Origin of the sequence: Bradyrhizobium sp. LB14.3 (assembly GCF_040547985.1) — a bacterium.
In the GTDB taxonomy this organism is placed as follows: domain Bacteria; phylum Pseudomonadota; class Alphaproteobacteria; order Rhizobiales; family Xanthobacteraceae; genus Bradyrhizobium.
In genome coordinates, this window is sequence record NZ_JBEPQT010000001.1 from 641,792 (window position 1) to 656,932 (window position 15,141).

15 protein-coding genes are annotated in these 15,141 nt (G+C 64.4%); 7 read left to right on the plus strand and 8 right to left on the minus strand.

Annotation, left to right across the window (positions count from 1 at the left end; genetic code table 11):
• Positions 1-89: 89 nt before the first annotated feature.
• Positions 90-1,013 (plus strand): polyprenyl synthetase family protein, encoded by a 924-nt coding sequence (locus tag ABIB00_RS02955; protein WP_354103322.1) that lies wholly within the window; start codon positions 90-92, stop codon positions 1,011-1,013.
• A gap of 7 nt (positions 1,014-1,020) precedes the next feature.
• On the plus strand, positions 1,021-1,710 hold the full coding sequence (locus ABIB00_RS02960) for a DUF1345 domain-containing protein (RefSeq protein ID WP_354103323.1): 690 nt from the start codon (positions 1,021-1,023) through the stop codon (positions 1,708-1,710).
• A gap of 38 nt (positions 1,711-1,748) precedes the next feature.
• Here ABIB00_RS02960 and ABIB00_RS02965 read toward each other — a convergent pair whose 3' ends face one another.
• The gene (locus ABIB00_RS02965; protein ID WP_354103324.1) at positions 1,749-3,575 is read right to left on the minus strand and encodes a caspase family protein; all 1,827 of its coding nucleotides are present in this window, start codon (positions 3,573-3,575) and stop codon (positions 1,749-1,751) included.
• Positions 3,576-3,749: 174 nt separating this feature from the next.
• Positions 3,750-4,178: a GFA family protein gene (locus ABIB00_RS02970; protein WP_354103325.1), complete on the minus strand. Its 429-nt coding sequence runs from the start codon at positions 4,176-4,178 to the stop codon at positions 3,750-3,752.
• 93 nt (positions 4,179-4,271) lie between these two features.
• On the opposite strand from ABIB00_RS02970, the gene ABIB00_RS02975 reads away from it, so the two are divergent.
• Genes ABIB00_RS02975 through ABIB00_RS02985 form a run of 3 tightly spaced genes read left to right on the plus strand, consistent with a single transcriptional unit; the run spans position 4,272 to position 7,237 of the window.
• Positions 4,272-4,646 (plus strand): nuclear transport factor 2 family protein, encoded by a 375-nt coding sequence (locus ABIB00_RS02975; protein WP_247351703.1) that lies wholly within the window; start codon positions 4,272-4,274, stop codon positions 4,644-4,646.
• 53 nt (positions 4,647-4,699) lie between these two features.
• Positions 4,700-5,581, plus strand: coding sequence for a class A beta-lactamase (gene bla / locus ABIB00_RS02980; protein ID WP_354103326.1), 882 nt, complete (start codon positions 4,700-4,702; stop codon positions 5,579-5,581).
• Between the two features lie 45 nt (positions 5,582-5,626).
• Positions 5,627-7,237, plus strand: coding sequence for a Na+/H+ antiporter (locus tag ABIB00_RS02985; RefSeq protein WP_354103327.1), 1,611 nt, complete (start codon positions 5,627-5,629; stop codon positions 7,235-7,237).
• A 22-nt stretch (positions 7,238-7,259) separates the two neighbouring features.
• Here the strand turns inward: ABIB00_RS02985 and ABIB00_RS02990 are convergent, their stop codons facing one another.
• The 6 genes from ABIB00_RS02990 to ABIB00_RS03015 all read right to left on the minus strand — a co-directional run bounded on the left by ABIB00_RS02990 (position 7,260) and on the right by ABIB00_RS03015 (position 13,329).
• Positions 7,260-8,078 carry an N-acetylmuramoyl-L-alanine amidase gene (locus ABIB00_RS02990; protein ID WP_354103328.1) on the minus strand — a complete coding sequence of 273 codons (819 nt, stop codon included), beginning with the start codon at positions 8,076-8,078 and terminating at the stop codon, positions 7,260-7,262.
• Positions 8,079-8,081: 3 nt separating this feature from the next.
• Positions 8,082-9,419, minus strand: coding sequence for a Rieske 2Fe-2S domain-containing protein (locus ABIB00_RS02995; protein ID WP_354103329.1), 1,338 nt, complete (start codon positions 9,417-9,419; stop codon positions 8,082-8,084).
• Between the two features lie 85 nt (positions 9,420-9,504).
• Positions 9,505-10,401 carry a TauD/TfdA dioxygenase family protein gene (locus ABIB00_RS03000; RefSeq protein WP_354103330.1) on the minus strand — a complete coding sequence of 299 codons (897 nt, stop codon included), beginning with the start codon at positions 10,399-10,401 and terminating at the stop codon, positions 9,505-9,507.
• Between the two features lie 147 nt (positions 10,402-10,548).
• A complete protein-coding gene (gene ispG / locus ABIB00_RS03005; protein ID WP_354048088.1) occupies positions 10,549-11,832 on the minus strand; it encodes a flavodoxin-dependent (E)-4-hydroxy-3-methylbut-2-enyl-diphosphate synthase in 1,284 nt (427 codons plus the stop codon).
• A 12-nt stretch (positions 11,833-11,844) separates the two neighbouring features.
• Positions 11,845-12,798: a DMT family transporter gene (locus tag ABIB00_RS03010; RefSeq protein ID WP_354048087.1), complete on the minus strand. Its 954-nt coding sequence runs from the start codon at positions 12,796-12,798 to the stop codon at positions 11,845-11,847.
• 36 nt (positions 12,799-12,834) lie between these two features.
• Positions 12,835-13,329 carry a Fur family transcriptional regulator gene (locus tag ABIB00_RS03015; protein WP_354103331.1) on the minus strand — a complete coding sequence of 165 codons (495 nt, stop codon included), beginning with the start codon at positions 13,327-13,329 and terminating at the stop codon, positions 12,835-12,837.
• 157 nt (positions 13,330-13,486) lie between these two features.
• Between ABIB00_RS03015 and ABIB00_RS03020 the strand changes: the two genes are divergently transcribed.
• Both ABIB00_RS03020 and ABIB00_RS03025 read left to right on the plus strand, forming a co-directional pair.
• Positions 13,487-13,969, plus strand: a complete 483-nt coding sequence (locus tag ABIB00_RS03020; RefSeq protein ID WP_247351687.1) for a MarR family winged helix-turn-helix transcriptional regulator — start codon at positions 13,487-13,489, stop codon at positions 13,967-13,969.
• The gene (locus ABIB00_RS03025; RefSeq protein WP_247351685.1) at positions 13,962-15,125 is read left to right on the plus strand and encodes an HlyD family secretion protein; all 1,164 of its coding nucleotides are present in this window, start codon (positions 13,962-13,964) and stop codon (positions 15,123-15,125) included. Before ABIB00_RS03020 ends, ABIB00_RS03025 begins: the two co-directional genes overlap by 8 nt.
• The last annotated feature ends 16 nt before the right edge of the window (positions 15,126-15,141 follow it).

Here is a 15,141-nt window from a genome sequence, read left to right on the forward strand (position 1 = left end):
TCCAGCACTTTTTAGGCCTTCCAAACGATTGACTGAGGCGGGCGCATAAAGGATTGTCCCGCCGAATTTTAGTTCTGGAGCCCTTCTTGATGACCGGCACGTCCCCGTCCGATTTCGCCAAACGTCTGGACAAGACCGCTGATGACACCGAGGCGCTGCTCGGGCGCCTGTTGGCGGACGATATCCTGCCCGATGAGATCGCCCGGCCCAAGCGACTGATGGACGCAATGCGCTATTCGAGCCTCAACGGCGGCAAGCGCCTGCGGCCGTTCCTGGTGGTCGAGAGCGCCGCCGTGTTCGGCGTGCCCCGCGAAGCCGCGCTGCTCGCTGGTGCGGCGCTCGAATGCATCCACTGCTACTCGCTGATCCATGACGATCTTCCGGCAATGGACAATTCGGACCTGCGCCGCGGCCGCCCGACCCTGCACAAGAAGACCGACGACGCCACCGCGATCCTCGCCGGCGACGGCCTCCTGACGCTCGCCTTCGACATCATCACCCGCGACGAGATTCATCCCGATGCCAATGTGCGGCTCCTGCTGACGCGCGCGCTGGCGCGCTGCGCCGGCATCGGCGGCATGGTCGGCGGCCAGATCCTCGATCTCGCCGGCGAAGGCCGCTTTGGCGACCGCGAGCCGGTGGACGTGGCGCGTCTTCAGCAGATGAAGACCGGTGCGCTGCTGCGTTACGGCTGCATCGCCGGGGCGATCCTCGGCCAGGCCTCGCAAAAGGAATATCAGGCGCTCGACGATTACGGTCGCGCACTCGGCGAAGCCTTCCAGATCGCCGACGATCTGCTCGACGTCGAAGGCGATGCGGCTGCGCTCGGCAAGCCCTCGGGCCAGGACGCAGCGATGGGCAAGACCACCTTCGTCACGCAGCTCGGCCTCGAAGGCGCCAAGCAGCGCGTCCGCGACCTGCTCGCGCGGGCCGACAGCGCCGTGTCGATCTTCGGCGATCGGGCCGCCGTGCTGCAAGCGGCTGCGCGGTTCGTCGCCGAACGGAAGAGCTGATAGCGCTATGGCGAGCGGCAGCAAGGAAGATCTTGCCCTCGCTCGCTTCCGCAAGATGTCGAGGCCGGTGCGCCTGGTGTATGCGCGGCCGCGAACGTTCATATCGCTTGCCGTCGGTATCCTCGTCTGCCTGCTCATACCGGGTTCGTACCGGCTGACGACGCGGCTTGTGCTTGGGTGGGATGCACTGATCGCGGTCTATCTGGTGCTGGTCTACGCGATGATGCTGTACAACGACCACCAGCACATCCGCCGCGCCGCTGCGATGCAGGACGACGGCCGCTTCGTGATCCTGCTGGTGACGGCGACCGGTGCCTTCGCCAGCATCGCCGCCATTGTCGCCGAACTCGGCGTCCACCGCGGCGCCGCGGAGCTGACCATCGCGATCACCACCATCGCGCTGTCCTGGGCCGCCGTGCACACGACTTTCGCGTTGCATTACGCGCATGATTATTATCGTCACCCAACGCCGGGCGGCCTTCAGTTTCCCAGCGGCGACAAGGAAGACCACGCTGACTATTGGGACTTCGTCTATTTCTCGTTCGTGATCGGCATGACCGCGCAGGTCTCCGACGTCGGCATCACCGACAAGACCATCCGCCGCACCGCCACCGCGCATGGCATCGTGTCATTCATCTACAACACGGCATTGCTGGCGCTGACGGTGAACATCGCGGCGAGCGCGATCTCGACTTGATCCGTCGTCCCGGCGAAAGCCCGGACGACCCGGTAGTGTCAGTTACACACCTCGACATTTGCATCGTTGCCGGGGCCGCCGCCGCCGCGATATTCGAGATGGCAGCCGCGGTTGACCGCACGACAGCCGCCGTTATTGCAGAATAGCTGTCCGCCACCTGCGGCGCGGCCGGCGCCGGCCGCAGCCGCAATGCCGGCAGCGCCACCAAAGCCGCCCGCCGCACCGGCACCTGCGCCGCCGGTTTGACGACGCTGCCGTGTGGGACGCTCGTCCCCATCGTCACGCTTTGCAGTCGCAGGCTTGGCGGGCTTGGCGGCACGCTGCTTCTCGCACTCGTTGTCGTCGTTGAGCGCATAACCGTCACGGCAGACGATCCTGGTGCACTTGTCGCCGTCGGCCTTGAAGCCGTGCTCGCAAACCATCGGACAGACGCGCGACTGTTTTGACTTGACCGTGTCGAGTGCATCGATGCTCGCCACCTTCACGTCGAGCTTGGTGCCGGCATAGCGGTTGAACTGCGATAACGACCGCTGCGCGGACGTCGTCCAGTTGCCGTCGGCAGCACCGGAGAAGCAGCCAACGCGACCGAGCTCGGCCTGCACCGAGCGGCTGAGATCGGCCGGCGCAGTGGCCGGCGTCAGCGATGCGACGTTGGTGCCGGCAGGGCTCGCCGTGCTGGCGGGCGCAGCACTTGGCGCCGTGGCGGCGAGATTGACGCGTTGCTGCTCGGCAGCGGCCGCCTGCTGCTGCGCCTGCTCCTTGGCCTTCTGCGCGGAAAGCTGCACTTGCTCCGCGGCCTTCGCGTCGGCGGCTGCCTTGGCCTGCGCATCCTTCTGCGCACCGACAGCAGCAAGGCGATCGCGCTCGGCCTCGGCCTGCTTCGCCTTCTCGGTGGCCGCCGCATGAGCCTGCTCGGCGCCGATTTTTTCGAGCTGAAGCTTGGCGAGGCTCGAATAGAAACCATCGGGGTGCTGGGCGAGGAAGGCATCCCACGCCGGCCTGTTGCCGACCTGCAGCGCGAGCTCGTAATCGCGGCGGATGTCGGCCTGCGGATTCAGCGCAGGCGCAGCCGGAGCCGCAGCGGCGACCTTGACCGGCACCAGCGGCACGTCCTCGCCGCCGAGCGAGCCATAGACGAACGGCTCTTGCTTGTTGCCGGTCGACTTGAGCACGTCGTCACGCACGAAGCCGAAGGCGCGGCGAATGTCGAGGCCCGGTGTCGTCAGATGCTTCGACAGCGCCATGGTAAAGGGGCTGTTGGCGCCGTCGCCGTCCTGCGCCGTGAAGCCGGCCTTGGCCGAATAGGCGATCAGTGTGTTGGGGCTGGTCGGCTCGACCTGGACGAGGCCGCGGCCGATGCCGCGCGAGGCGACCGTGCGCTTCATGGTCTTGCCGAACGGATTGTCACGGCAGGCGTCCAGGATCACCAGTCGAAGCTGCTTGGCCGGTTCGACCGCGACCAGGACGCGGTCGAGGGAGAGCGCCTCGTCAAAGATGTCGGTGTCACGCTCCAGCTTGGCATCGACAGGGATCAGATAGTTCGAGCCTTCGACTTCGATGCCGTGGCCGGCATAGTAGACCACGGCGATGTCGGCATCGCGGGTCCCGTCGGCGAATTCGCGCAGCACGCGCCGGGTCTCCAGCGCCGTCAGATCGTGCCGGGAATCGACGATGTCGAAGCCAGCCTCTTTCAGTGTCCTGGCCATCACCGAACCGTCATTGACAGGGTTCGTAAGCGACGGCGCGTGCTGATAGGCCGAGTTGGCGATCACCAGCGCGACGCGCTTCCCGGCCAAAGCGGGCCCGGCGCCGAATAGCAGCGCGACCGCGAGGAGAAGTAGGCAAAGTCTGAGCGATTTGCGCATGACACGACTTCCGGGTTCAGGGCAGTTCGAGCCCCTTTGGGATGGCTTTAGCAGGGTCCGCCGCGGGCGATTGAGGTCACGAAGGTGGCACCGGCCGCAGGCCGAAAAACCCCATTTGTTTGTCGCGCCAGTCCGGTCGCGGTTCGCCGAGAAATACGCGCGCAGCAGGTTCCCTCAGGCATCCCCCACGTGGCCCTGATATTGCGGCAGATTGTCCGTAATCTCGTGCCAGGGCGCTTTCGAGCCCACGAAAATGTGGACGCTCGGTCGGATCGAGGGGGCATCGACCAGGGTTCCCATGGCGACATGGACCCATTTTCCCTCGCGCACCCGGGAATAAAGCAGCGAGCCACAGCGGGCGCAGTGGGCGTCATGGGTGGTCTCGTCGCCGAAGATAAGGCGCTGATCTTCACCATGGGCGATGCGCAGCTTGTCCTGGGTTATTCCGGCAAACGGCTTGAAGGCGGCGCCGGTGGTGCGGCGGCAATTCGAGCAGTGGCAGTTCATCGCATAGGAGAATGCGTCCGCCACCTCATAGCGCACGGCGCGGCAGTGGCATTCGCCGATCAGGATACGAGCGTTCGAATTCTCTGATCCGGTCATCACAGTGTCCTCGCGCAAATGGTACGCACTCCCATAGCGCATTTTGATGAGTACGACTAAGTTCGCCCCGAGCCACCATTCAAAGGGATACCCATGAGCCAGAACCGCGCGAGCGTCGAAGCCGTCGTGCAATCCTATTTCGATGGACTTTACGAGGGCGATGCCGAAAAACTCGGCGCCATCTTCCACCCATCCGCCGATTTGCGCTGGGTCGAGAAGGGCGAACTGCAGGTGCTGACCGTGCCGGACTGGCTCGACCGCGTGCGCAAGCGCCCCTCCGGCAAGGCCGAAGGCAAGCCGCGCGAGGATTTCATCGTCACCATCGACCGTTCGGACGACAAGACCGCCTTCATCAAGGTCCGGTGCCAGTTGCCGCCGCGTTTTTTCACCGACTATCTGGTGGCGATGAAGCTCGCCGACGGCTGGCAGATCGTGTCGAAGTCGTATCGGTATGACCTGCGGGAGTGAGGGGCTTCCCTCCGGCTCGCCGCTGCCTCCTCCGTCTCGCCTGAAAGTCCCCGATGCTTCTCGACCGCCGTTCGCTGCTCGCCTCGCTGTGCTGGATGGCCACATTTCCCGCGCTCGCCGCGGACGCGCAGCCTGAGCTCGAAACGTATGAGCGCGAGAGTGGCGGCCGGATCGGGGTCTATGCGGAGAACCTCGCGACCGGCGCAAAGCTCGCCTGGCGGGCCGACGAACGGTTCGTCATGTGCTCGACATTCAAGGCTTCGCTCGCGGCTTGCGTACTGGCGCGGGTCGATCGTGGCGAGGAGCAGCTTGCGGCCATGATTCCGTACGACAAGGCCGACCTGCTGGAGTACGCACCGGTCGCCAGGCAAAACCTTGCCGCCGGCGCAATGTCGGTCACCGAGATGTGCAAGGCGATCGTCGAGCTCAGCGACAACACCTGCGCCAATTTGCTGCTGGCGCGGATCGGCGGTCCCGCCGCGCTCACCGTCTTCTGGCGGTCGCTCGGCGATAGCACCTCGCGACTGGACCACAACGAGCCCGAGCTCAACCGCTCACCGCCCGGCGATCCCCGCGACACCACGACCCCGGCGGCGATGGCGGGCAATCTGCGGCGGCTGGTGACGGGCGCGGCGCTGTCGCCGGCCTCGCGTGCTCAACTCATGGAATGGATGGTGGGCTGCAAGACCGGCGCGAACCGGCTGCGCGGCGGGCTCCCCGCAAACTGGAAGATCGGCGACAAGACCGGCAACAACGGCAAGGACGCCTCTGGCGATATCGCGGTGGTCTGGCCCAAGCCCGATACGAAGCCCGATACGAAGCCGGATGCACCGATCCTGATCGCGGCCTATACCCAGGGGGGCACGCCCAACGCTGCGCAGTTCGAAGCCGTGTTCGCACGCATCGGCCGCATGGTGGCTGAGCGGCTGGCCTGAGCCGCGCCGCATTGACCTTGCGGTTGCTTCCGGCCAAGACAGGCCATGATCGAAGCGAAATTTCAGACCTTTCTCATCCTGCTTGCCGTGTTGGCGGGCACTGCGCTTGTCGCGCGCCGCTTCAACATCGCGCCTGCCATTCTGCTGATGCTCTCCGGTATCGGCCTCGCCTTCGTACCGGGCATGCCGCCGGTCGAACTGCCGCCGGAACTGGTACTGCTGATGGTGCTGCCGCCGCTGATCTACTCGGCCAGCGTCGCCATGAGCTGGCGCGAGTTCAGGAACAATTTACGCCCAATCGTGCTGCTCGCGGTCGGCGCGGTGATCTTCACCGCGGCGCTGGTGGCGGCCGCCACGCATTATGTGATTGGCCTGCCCTGGGCTATCGGCTTCCTGCTCGGCGCCATTGTCGCGCCGCCCGACGTGGTGGCACCGCTCGCGATCGCGCGCCGGCTGCACATGCCGCGCCGGCTCCTGGTCATCCTCGAAGGCGAGGGGCTCGCCAACGACGCTACCGCGCTGACCCTCTATCGTTTCGCGCTCGCCGCGATCATGGTCGGGCATTTCTCGCTGCCTCTGGCAGCCGGCGAGTTCTTGCTCATCGTCGCCAGCGAGATCGCCTTCGGCATCGGCGTCGGCTGGCTGTCCCTGCGCTTGCGCAAATGGTCCATGGATCCGCAGGTCGAGCTGACGCTGTCGCTAATCACGCCCTTCGTCTCCTATTGGCTGCCCGAGCACGTCGGCGGCTCCGGCGTGATCGCCACCGTCGCCTGCGGCCTCTATGTGAGCTGGAACGGGCCGCTGCTGATCTCGGCATCGACGCGTCTGCAAGGCATCTTCTTCTGGGATCTCGTGATCTATTTGATCGAGGGCTTGCTGTTCCTGCTCACCGGATTCCAGATGCGCGCGCTCTATGAGAAATCCAAGGCGTTTCCGCTCGACGACATCATGATCGCAACCGCCGTGGTCCTGGTGGTCGTCGTGGGCGCGCGCTTCGCCTGGCTCTATCCCGCGACCTATCTGCCGCGGATGTTCAGCAAGTCGCTGCGCGCCCGCGATCCCTCACCGCCATGGCAATGGCCGTTCGTGCTCGCGTTCACCGGCGTGCGCGGCGCCGTGTCGCTGGCGGCTGCGCTGGCGCTGCCTTTCACGTTGCCGGGCGGCGAGGCCTTTCCGTATCGCGACCTGATCCTGTTCGTCGCCTTCGCCGTCATTTTCGTCACGCTGATCGGAGTCGGCCTCACACTGCCACCGGTGGTGCGCTGGCTCGGCGTCGCGGAAGCCGGTCGCAACGAGCATGTCGCCGAGCACGAGGCCGAGATCGCGGCACGCCGCCAGGCTCTCGATGCCGCCCTGAAGTCGCTCGACGTGCTGACCGAGGAGAAGGAAGTCACGGACGAGGTGATGCGGCTGCTGCGCGCACGCCACGAGATTCGCGTCAACCAGCTACCGGACTCGCTCGATCCCACCCACCACGACGTTTCGACCGCCGGCACCGCCCTGACGCGTGACCTGATCGAGGCCGAGCGGAAATTCATCCACGACCTGCTGCGCGACGGCCAGATCACCGACGAGACGCGCCGGCGGATCGAGCGGGATCTGGATCTGGAGGAGGCGAGTTTGGCGAACCGGGAGTATCGGGGAGGGCCGCTATAGATTCTCGTCATTGCGCGAGCAATCACCGCCTCTCGCAGAACTCCCTGATCGCCACCGCCACGGCGCCCGCAATCATCTCCTGCCGCCCCGGCGAATTCATCGCCATTTCCTCGTCGCGGTTGATGATCGAGCCAGCCTCGAGCAGCACGGCGGCGCTGCGGGTTTGCGAGAGCACGACGAGCCCGTCATAGCGGTAGACGCCGACATCCTTGTCGAGCAATTGGCGCCGGTAGCGGCCCATCACCGGCAGAGTGTATTGGCTGGCATAGTGCAGGTCCTGCTCCTTCAGCTGCCTGCCGATCATCCGGGCCAGCATCAGGCTGGCGGCGAAGTGCGGGTTCCGCTGCGACACGAATAGAGAGTGGCCCGAAAAACGATCGCTGAAATAGCTGTGCGCGCCGTCGAACTCCCAACTCTCGAGCAGCTTGTCCGGCACCGAATCGTGATGGATCGACAGGAAGAGATCGGCCCGACCGTCATTCGCGGCACTGACCCGCTTGAACAGGCTCGGCCGTGCCTTGCCGTCCGTGATGAGCAGGCGGGCTGCGGCGAAGCCTCCAGACTTGAGCTTCGCCGTGATGAGCCTCGCAAGCCGGAAGTTGAAGCCGAACTCCGGATCATTGCGCGCGCTCAACGCGCCGTAGGAGTCCGGCGTGTGCCCGACATCCACGACGATCCTGAATTTCGGCACCTCGCATTTGGCCGGTGATTGCGGCGGCTTGGGCTTCGCATTTTTTCTCATGATAGCAGCATGACCGGCGTCAGCAGGCGCCAACGATAGCAAGATCGACGCGACGAGCGGCAAGACGAGACGTGCGATGATGCTGCGCGAATGCCTCAAGCCCTACTCCGCTGCCGCAATCCTGGGACGGCCGACGAATCCCGCGACGTCACCAAAGCGTTCCAGCATCACGGCGGGCAAGTCCTTGGCCTTGCTGGTAACGCAGGCGCCCGAGCGCACGGCGTAGCGATCCTGATGCGTGGCCTGCGATGGCGGCTCGCCCTGCTGAAGCGCCCGCGCCAGCTCCATCACGACTTTCCGGAAATGCATGATACCGAGATCGGTCGGGCCGAGATGCTCGCGGGTGCGGTCGGCGATCGGGCCCTGGCTGTCCTGCACGGCGGCGTCCTGTTCGGAGACGCCCTTGATGCCAGTGTAGCTCCTGGTCTTCTGGAGTTTGCGGTCGATCAAATAGTCGTTGCCCTTGTGGCGCAACGGCACGTAATTGTCGTCGACCTCCGCGATCACGCCATTGCCGCGGTCGAAGGCATCACGCTCGGCTTGCGTCAGCGGCCGCTCCGGATTCCAGGCATAGGTGTAGATCCAGCAATTGGTGTCGGTGACGGGCACAAAGGTCTGGCCAAAAATGTTCTCGCCCGGCATCGCACTCGGCGCATAGGCGTGGAACGGCATCAGGAATTGCGCGATGCGCCAGTAGATACTGTCGCCGCCGGTGAGACGCCCACCGGCAATCGTCAGCCCCGCGTCGTGCGGTTGGATCTTGATCACAGGGCGCGGATCCTCCGCGATCCAACGCATGTGGTCGCTCGACATCCGCGCGATCGGATTCACAAAATGCTTCTTGATGTCCAGAATCTCGTTCTCCTCCTTGTCGAAGGAGAGATGGGCGAAGGTGAAATGCGCGGTGTCGATCGAGCCTTCCAGCGCCTGCACCCAGTTGCAGTCCTGCCATTTCTTGCCGACATAGCGGTGCGAGGCCGGCAGCAGCGCCATTTCGAGATCTGGCAATTCGGGCATGACCTCGGCCGGGCCCATATAGGCCCAGATCATTTCGCCCCATTCGCGCACCGGATAGGATTTGATCCAGATGAGGTCTTTGGCGTTGATGTCGGGATAGGAGGTCGGCATGTCGACGCATCGGCCGTCCGTGTCGAACTTCCAGCCGTGATAGACGCAGCGAATGCCGCATTCCTCATTGCGCCCAAGCCAGAGATTGGCGCCGCGATGCGGACAATACTGATCGATGATTCCGACAACGCCGCACGAGTCACGGAACGCGAGCAACTCTTCGCCGAGCACGATGATCTTCTTCGGCTCGCCGTCCGGCTCGGAAAGCTCTTCGGAGAGAGCCACGGGAATCCAGAACCGGCGCAACAGCTCGCCCATTCCCGTGCCGGGGCCCGACTCGGTCAGGAATTTGTTGTCCTCGGCGCGGAGCATGGCTGATCCTCCCGACGTCTTTGTTTTCGGCAAGATTGGCGCGGACGCGGGAAGACGTCAACGCGGAACGCGGTGCGCAGGCGGATTAAACCGGCCGCTCGCCCTTCACCGTCACGCGCGTGCCGGAGCGTGTGTGCGGCCAGTAGTCCCACATCGCGCGGTGCTGGGCGCAACGGTTGTCCCAGAACGCGATAGCGTTCTCGGTCCAGCGGAAGCGGCACTGGAACAGCGGGTTTTCGGCGTGCTGGTAGAGATAGGCGAGTATCGCGTCGCTCTCGTCGCGCGGAATGCCGTTGATGTGGCGGGTGAAGCCGCGGTTGACGTAGAGCGCCTTCCTGCCCGTGACCGGATGCGTGCGCAGCACAGGGTGCTCGGCGTTCGGATAGGACGGACGGTCAGCCACGCCGTAATTGGCGTAGAGCCCACGATAGATCGGCTCGCCGTCATGCAGCGCTGTCAGGCCGTCGAGATAGGACTTCATGCGGTCCGAGAGCGCCTCGTAGGCCGCATACATGTTGGCGAACAGCGTGTCGCCGCCGCGCGGCGGGCACTGCTTGATGTAGAGGATCGAGCCCATCGGGGGTTCGAGGTCGCAGGAGACGTCGGAATGCCAGCCTTCGCCGTTGGCGCGCGGCGAGTTCGCATCCGCGTAGATCTTCATCAGCGCCGGGTCTTCATCCTCATGCGGCGCGGCGGGATGGAAATGCAGCTCGCCGAACTTGCGGCCGAAGGCGAGATGCTGCTGCGGCGTGATGCGCTGGTCGCGGAAGAAGATGACGAGGTTTTCGGCGAGCGCGCGGTGAATCTCGTCCATCTGCCGGTTGGAGCGGGCATCGTCCGAGACCAGCTTGCCGATGTCGACGCCGGATATTTCCGCACCGATGATCGGGGTGAGCTTTTCGACCGCGATGGTCTCATAGGGCGCGCCGTCGTCCGCCGTATGGCGATAGCGCGGGCCCTGCTTGCCGGCGAGTGAGCTCATGGTGTGCCTCCCGATCATTCTTGATTGGGAACATCGTAGCAATGTAGGGCGGGTTAGCGAAGCGTAACCCGCCAATTCGCACCCACAAAAAGTAAGGCGGGTTACGCATTGCTAACCCGCCCTACGATTCCAACTTTGGAAAGACGCCTACTCCGCCGCGGTCACCGGCACCTTGGCGCCCTGGCCGTAGCGCTGCTCGATGTAGTCGATCACGAGCGCCTTGAAGTCGGTGGAGATGGTCGGGCCGCGCAGGGTCCGGAACTTCTTGCCGTCGACGAACACGGGGGCAGCCGGCGCTTCGCCCGTGCCCGGCAGCGAGATGCCGATATTGGCGTGCTTGGATTCGCCGGGGCCGTTGACGATGCAGCCCATCACCGCGACGTTGAGCTCTTCCACGCCGGGATATTTGGTTTTCCAGGTCGGCATCTCGTCGCGGATGAAACCCTGGATCGAGCTGGCCAGTTCCTGGAACGTGGTCGAGGTGGTGCGGCCGCAGCCGGGGCATGCCGCAACCAGCGGCACGAAGGTGCGGAAGCCCATGGTCTGCAACAGCTCCTGGCCGACCTGCACCTCACGGGTGCGGTCGCCGCCGGGCTCCGGTGTCAGCGAGATACGGATGGTATCGCCGATGCCCTGCTGAAGCAGGATGCCGAGCGCGGCGGATGAGGCGACAATGCCCTTGGTGCCCATGCCGGCCTCGGTCAGGCCGAGATGGATGGCGTAATCGGAGCGGCTGGCGAGAACCTCGTAGACCGCGATCAGATCCTGCACCGCCGAGACCTTGGCCGACAGGATGATGCGGTCCTTGGGCATGCCGAGTTCTTCGGCGCGCGCCGCCGAGAGCAGCGCCGACTGCACCATGGCTTCGCGCATCACCGCGCGCGCATCGCGCGGATTGGCCGAGGCGGTGTTCTCGTCCATCAGCTTGGTCAGAAGCTCCTGGTCGAGCGAGCCCCAATTGGCGCCGATGCGGACCGGTTTGCTGTTCTTGTTGGCGATCTCGATGATGTCGGCGAACTGCGTGTCGCGCTTGTCCTTGAAGCCGACATTGCCGGGATTGATGCGATATTTGGCGAGCGCCTCGGCGCAGGCCGGATAGGCCGCGAGCAGCTTGTGGCCGATATAATGAAAGTCGCCGATCAAGGGCGTGGTGATGCCGCGCTTGAGCAGGCCGTCGCGGATATGCGGGACGGCGGCAGCGGCTTCCTCGCGGTCCACGGTGATGCGGACCATTTCGGAGCCCGCGCGCGCGAGCGCTGCGACCTGGGCGATGGTGCCGTCGATATCGGCGGTGTCGGTGTTGGTCATCGACTGCACGACGATCGGCGCACCGCCGCCGACGGCAACGTCGCCGACCTTGACCTGGGTGGTGTGATGGCGCGGCGCAGGCCCCGCGATGTCGGAATCGATGGTGGTTTCGAGCTTGTTCATGGGGTCCAAATATCAGGTTTTGGTGACGTTCAGCAATGCATCGCGCGGCGCCGCAGCGGATTGGCTGGGACGGTTAACCAGAAAAAGCCCAGCAATTACAAGGACCGCTGCCGCCCCAAATGTCAGGTTCAGGGTGTCGTGCATGATGAAATAGCTACCCACCACGCCAAACAAAGGGGTGATGAAGGTAAAAGCCGACAATTTGCTGGCCGAATAGGTCTTCACCAGCGCGAACCAAAGCGTGAACGTGGTTCCCACCACCCAGATCGCCTGGAAGGCCATCAGGCCCAGCGACAGCGTCGACGGGGTGTGGGGGATGGTCTCCCCGAACAGCCAGGCGGCCGTGCCGAGGATCGGGATCGAGGTCGCGACTTGATAGCCGAGTGCCTTTTCAGGCGCCGCGAAGCGCAGCCGGGTGCCCTTGGCAACCAGCGTGGTCGCCGCCCACAGCGCGGCGCCACCGACGATCATGAGGTCGCCGAGCAGAACATGCGAATCGACGTTGGGCTGCGGTACGCCGATCGCGAGTGCGACACCGGCAAAACTGACGGCCAGCCCCAGCCATTGCGTACCACCAAGTCGCTCGCCAAGCACCTGGTAGGAGCCGAGCGCGACGAAGAACGGCGCGGTGTAGAGGAACACGACCGCCCGCGACGCCGGTGTGAAGCGCAGGCCCTGGAAGATCAGAACGAACTCGATGCCGAACATCAGTCCGGCGATCACGCCGGGCTTCCAGGTGCCGTCGCGTTCGAAGAATTTAACGCCGCGCAAGCTGCCGATGATGAACAGCACCGGCAGCGCGCCCATCGAGCGGAACGTGGCCTGAAGCATCGGCGGGATGTCCGGCAGCACCAGCTTCACCGCGATCTGGTTGAACCCCCAGGTCAGGCACAGCATGAGCATCAGAGCGATGGCGCCGGCACTGAGGGGACGACCGGCGGACGATAGGGCTTGTGGTGAGGACATGTCTTCCTGAAAAACCGGCGTTGCGCCGTTGTTGCTTTATGCAGCTTTCTGACAATGCGCACAGACGCCCGTGATTTCCACCACGGACAGTTTGGGAGCGAAGCCTGAACTGCGCGCGGCGGCGGTGAGGTCCTTGGCGAACGACGCCGACGGAATCTCACCGACCAGACCACAGCGCTCGCAGATCAGGAACGTCACCGCCGAGGTCGCGTCATGGTCGTGGGCGGCGCAGGCGAGATAGGCGTTGCGGCTTTCGATGCGGTGCACGAGGCCGTTCGTCATCAAGAAATCCAGAGCACGATAGACCGTGATCGGCGCCGGCCGCGGCATCGATTTCGCCAGCTTGTCGATCACTTCATAGGCTCCCAGCGGCCGGTGGCTCGAGAGCAGCGCCCCCAGCACATGGCGGCGGATCGGCGTGAATTTCTGCGTACGCTGCTCGCAGACGGCTTCGGCATGCGCCAGCGCATCCGCGGTGCAACGGCCGTGATCGTGATCGGGCGCGGGAAAAACCGGCTTTGCGAAGGTCATGGGACCGGTGTTCTAGCATTTCGAAAGGGGAACCCAAAGCAGGACCGGCGGTGCGGCGATCAGCCATGCTCTTGCTGCGGGACAGCATCCCGCTATCCCGCCATGAAATAATCATAAGCTTGCTTATTATATTCCAAGCTTATTGGAGACCAAGCTCATGAGCCGCGGGCCCGTGGACCAGAACTTCCTGTTTACGCTTGCCGAGCTCTATCGCCTGCTCCGCGTCTATGCCGACAAGGAAGCCTCGCGCTTCGGCATCACCCGCGCGCAATGGGCGGTGCTGGCCAAGGTCGAGCGCAGCGAAGGCATGAAGCAGTCGGAACTCGCGGAGCTTCTCGAGGTGCAGCCGATCACGCTGACACGCCTGATCGACAAGCTCTGCGACAGTGACTGGATCGAACGCCGCAACGATCCTTCGGACCGCCGCGTCAAGCGGCTGCACCTGAAGAAGGCGGGGCGGCAATTGCTCGGACGGATGAGCGGGCTGAAGTCCGAGCTCACGGCCAACGCGCTCGAGGGCATCACTCCGGCGGACGCCCATCGCCTCCTCACCCAGCTCGAAACAATCAAGGAAAACGTGCGTACCGCGATCCAGACATCGGTAGCGGAACAAGCGCGTAAGGAGCAGCGCTATGGCTGATCAGGTTCTCAAATTCCAACCCGAGCAGAAAATCGACAGCGGCAAGCCCACCAAGAAAGCCGGCACCAATCCGCGTCGCCGCCTGATCGCCGGCCTGCGCCGTTATCGCCGCGTCCTGCTTCTGGTCGTGCTGCCGGCCGTCGTCGCCATTGCCGGCCTGACCTTCTATCTCAATGGCGGCCGCTATGTCGGCACCGACGACGCCTATGTCGGTGCCCAGAAGGTGCTGGTGACGCCCGACATTTCCGGCAAGATCGAGAAGGTCATCGTGAAAGAGGGCCAGGTCGTCAAGCAGGGCGACGAGCTGTTCGAGATCGACCCCGTGCCGTTCCGCCTCGCGGTCGATCAGGCAAAGGCCGCGCTCGACCAGTCTCGCACGACCTATGACAATCTCATCGCGAACATCAAGATATACGCACAGATGCTCGATTTGGCGCAGCGGGGCGTCGACCTGAAGCAGCGCGACGTCGAGCGCAAGCAGTCACTGGTAAAGAGCAATTTCGGCTCGCAGCTCGACCTGGACAACGCTGCCAATGCGCTGGTCACCGCTGGCGCCCAGACGCAGTTCGTCAAGCAGCAGTTGTCCAATGCGAAGACCCAGCTGCTCGGCAATCCCGACCTGCCGCTCGAGCAATTCCCGCCCTACGCCCAGGCCAAGGCCAAGCTCGACGACGCCCAGCGCAATCTCGACCACGCCGTCGTGCGGGCCCCGATGAGCGGCGTAGCGACGCAGGTCGAGCAGATCCAGCTCGGCCGCTACGTCACCGCCGGCACGCCGGTGTTCTCCATCATCGACGTCGCCCATCCCTGGGTCGACGCCAATCCGAAAGAAAGCGACCTCACCTACGTCACCGAAGGGCAACCGGTCACGCTCGAGGTCGACGCGTTCCCGAACCATGTCTTCAAGGGCAAGATCGGCTCGCTCTCGCCCGGCACCGGCGCGCAGTTCGCGATCCTGCCGCCGCAAAACGCCACCGGCAATTTCGTCAAGGTCGTGCAACGCGTGCCGATCCGCGTCTATTTCGACGAGACCGACAAATACGTACGGAAGCTGAAGGCGGGCATGAGCGTCTACGCCACCATCGACACCGGCCATCAGCGCTCGCTCGCCGGCCTGCTCGGCCTGGCGGCGACCGCAGGCCACGAAAACGACTGAGACAAGGACCGATCCG

Bases quoted from the DNA above. Each gene is read 5' to 3' on its own strand.
- ABIB00_RS02955 (WP_354103322.1), top strand. From the start codon at position 90: ATGACCGGCACGTCCCCGTCCGATTTCGCCAAACGTCTGGACAAGACC.
- ABIB00_RS02960 (WP_354103323.1), top strand. From the start codon at position 1,021: ATGGCGAGCGGCAGCAAGGAAGATCTTGCCCTCGCTCGCTTCCGCAAG.
- ABIB00_RS02965 (WP_354103324.1), bottom strand. From the start codon at position 3,575: ATGCGCAAATCGCTCAGACTTTGCCTACTTCTCCTCGCGGTCGCGCTG.
- ABIB00_RS02970 (WP_354103325.1), bottom strand. From the start codon at position 4,178: ATGACCGGATCAGAGAATTCGAACGCTCGTATCCTGATCGGCGAATGC.
- ABIB00_RS02975 (WP_247351703.1), top strand. From the start codon at position 4,272: ATGAGCCAGAACCGCGCGAGCGTCGAAGCCGTCGTGCAATCCTATTTC.
- bla (WP_354103326.1), top strand. From the start codon at position 4,700: ATGCTTCTCGACCGCCGTTCGCTGCTCGCCTCGCTGTGCTGGATGGCC.
- ABIB00_RS02985 (WP_354103327.1), top strand. From the start codon at position 5,627: ATGATCGAAGCGAAATTTCAGACCTTTCTCATCCTGCTTGCCGTGTTG.
- ABIB00_RS02995 (WP_354103329.1), bottom strand. From the start codon at position 9,419: ATGCTCCGCGCCGAGGACAACAAATTCCTGACCGAGTCGGGCCCCGGC.
- ABIB00_RS03000 (WP_354103330.1), bottom strand. From the start codon at position 10,401: ATGAGCTCACTCGCCGGCAAGCAGGGCCCGCGCTATCGCCATACGGCG.
- ispG (WP_354048088.1), bottom strand. From the start codon at position 11,832: ATGAACAAGCTCGAAACCACCATCGATTCCGACATCGCGGGGCCTGCG.
- ABIB00_RS03010 (WP_354048087.1), bottom strand. From the start codon at position 12,798: ATGTCCTCACCACAAGCCCTATCGTCCGCCGGTCGTCCCCTCAGTGCC.
- ABIB00_RS03015 (WP_354103331.1), bottom strand. From the start codon at position 13,329: ATGACCTTCGCAAAGCCGGTTTTTCCCGCGCCCGATCACGATCACGGC.
- ABIB00_RS03020 (WP_247351687.1), top strand. From the start codon at position 13,487: ATGAGCCGCGGGCCCGTGGACCAGAACTTCCTGTTTACGCTTGCCGAG.
- ABIB00_RS03025 (WP_247351685.1), top strand. From the start codon at position 13,962: ATGGCTGATCAGGTTCTCAAATTCCAACCCGAGCAGAAAATCGACAGC.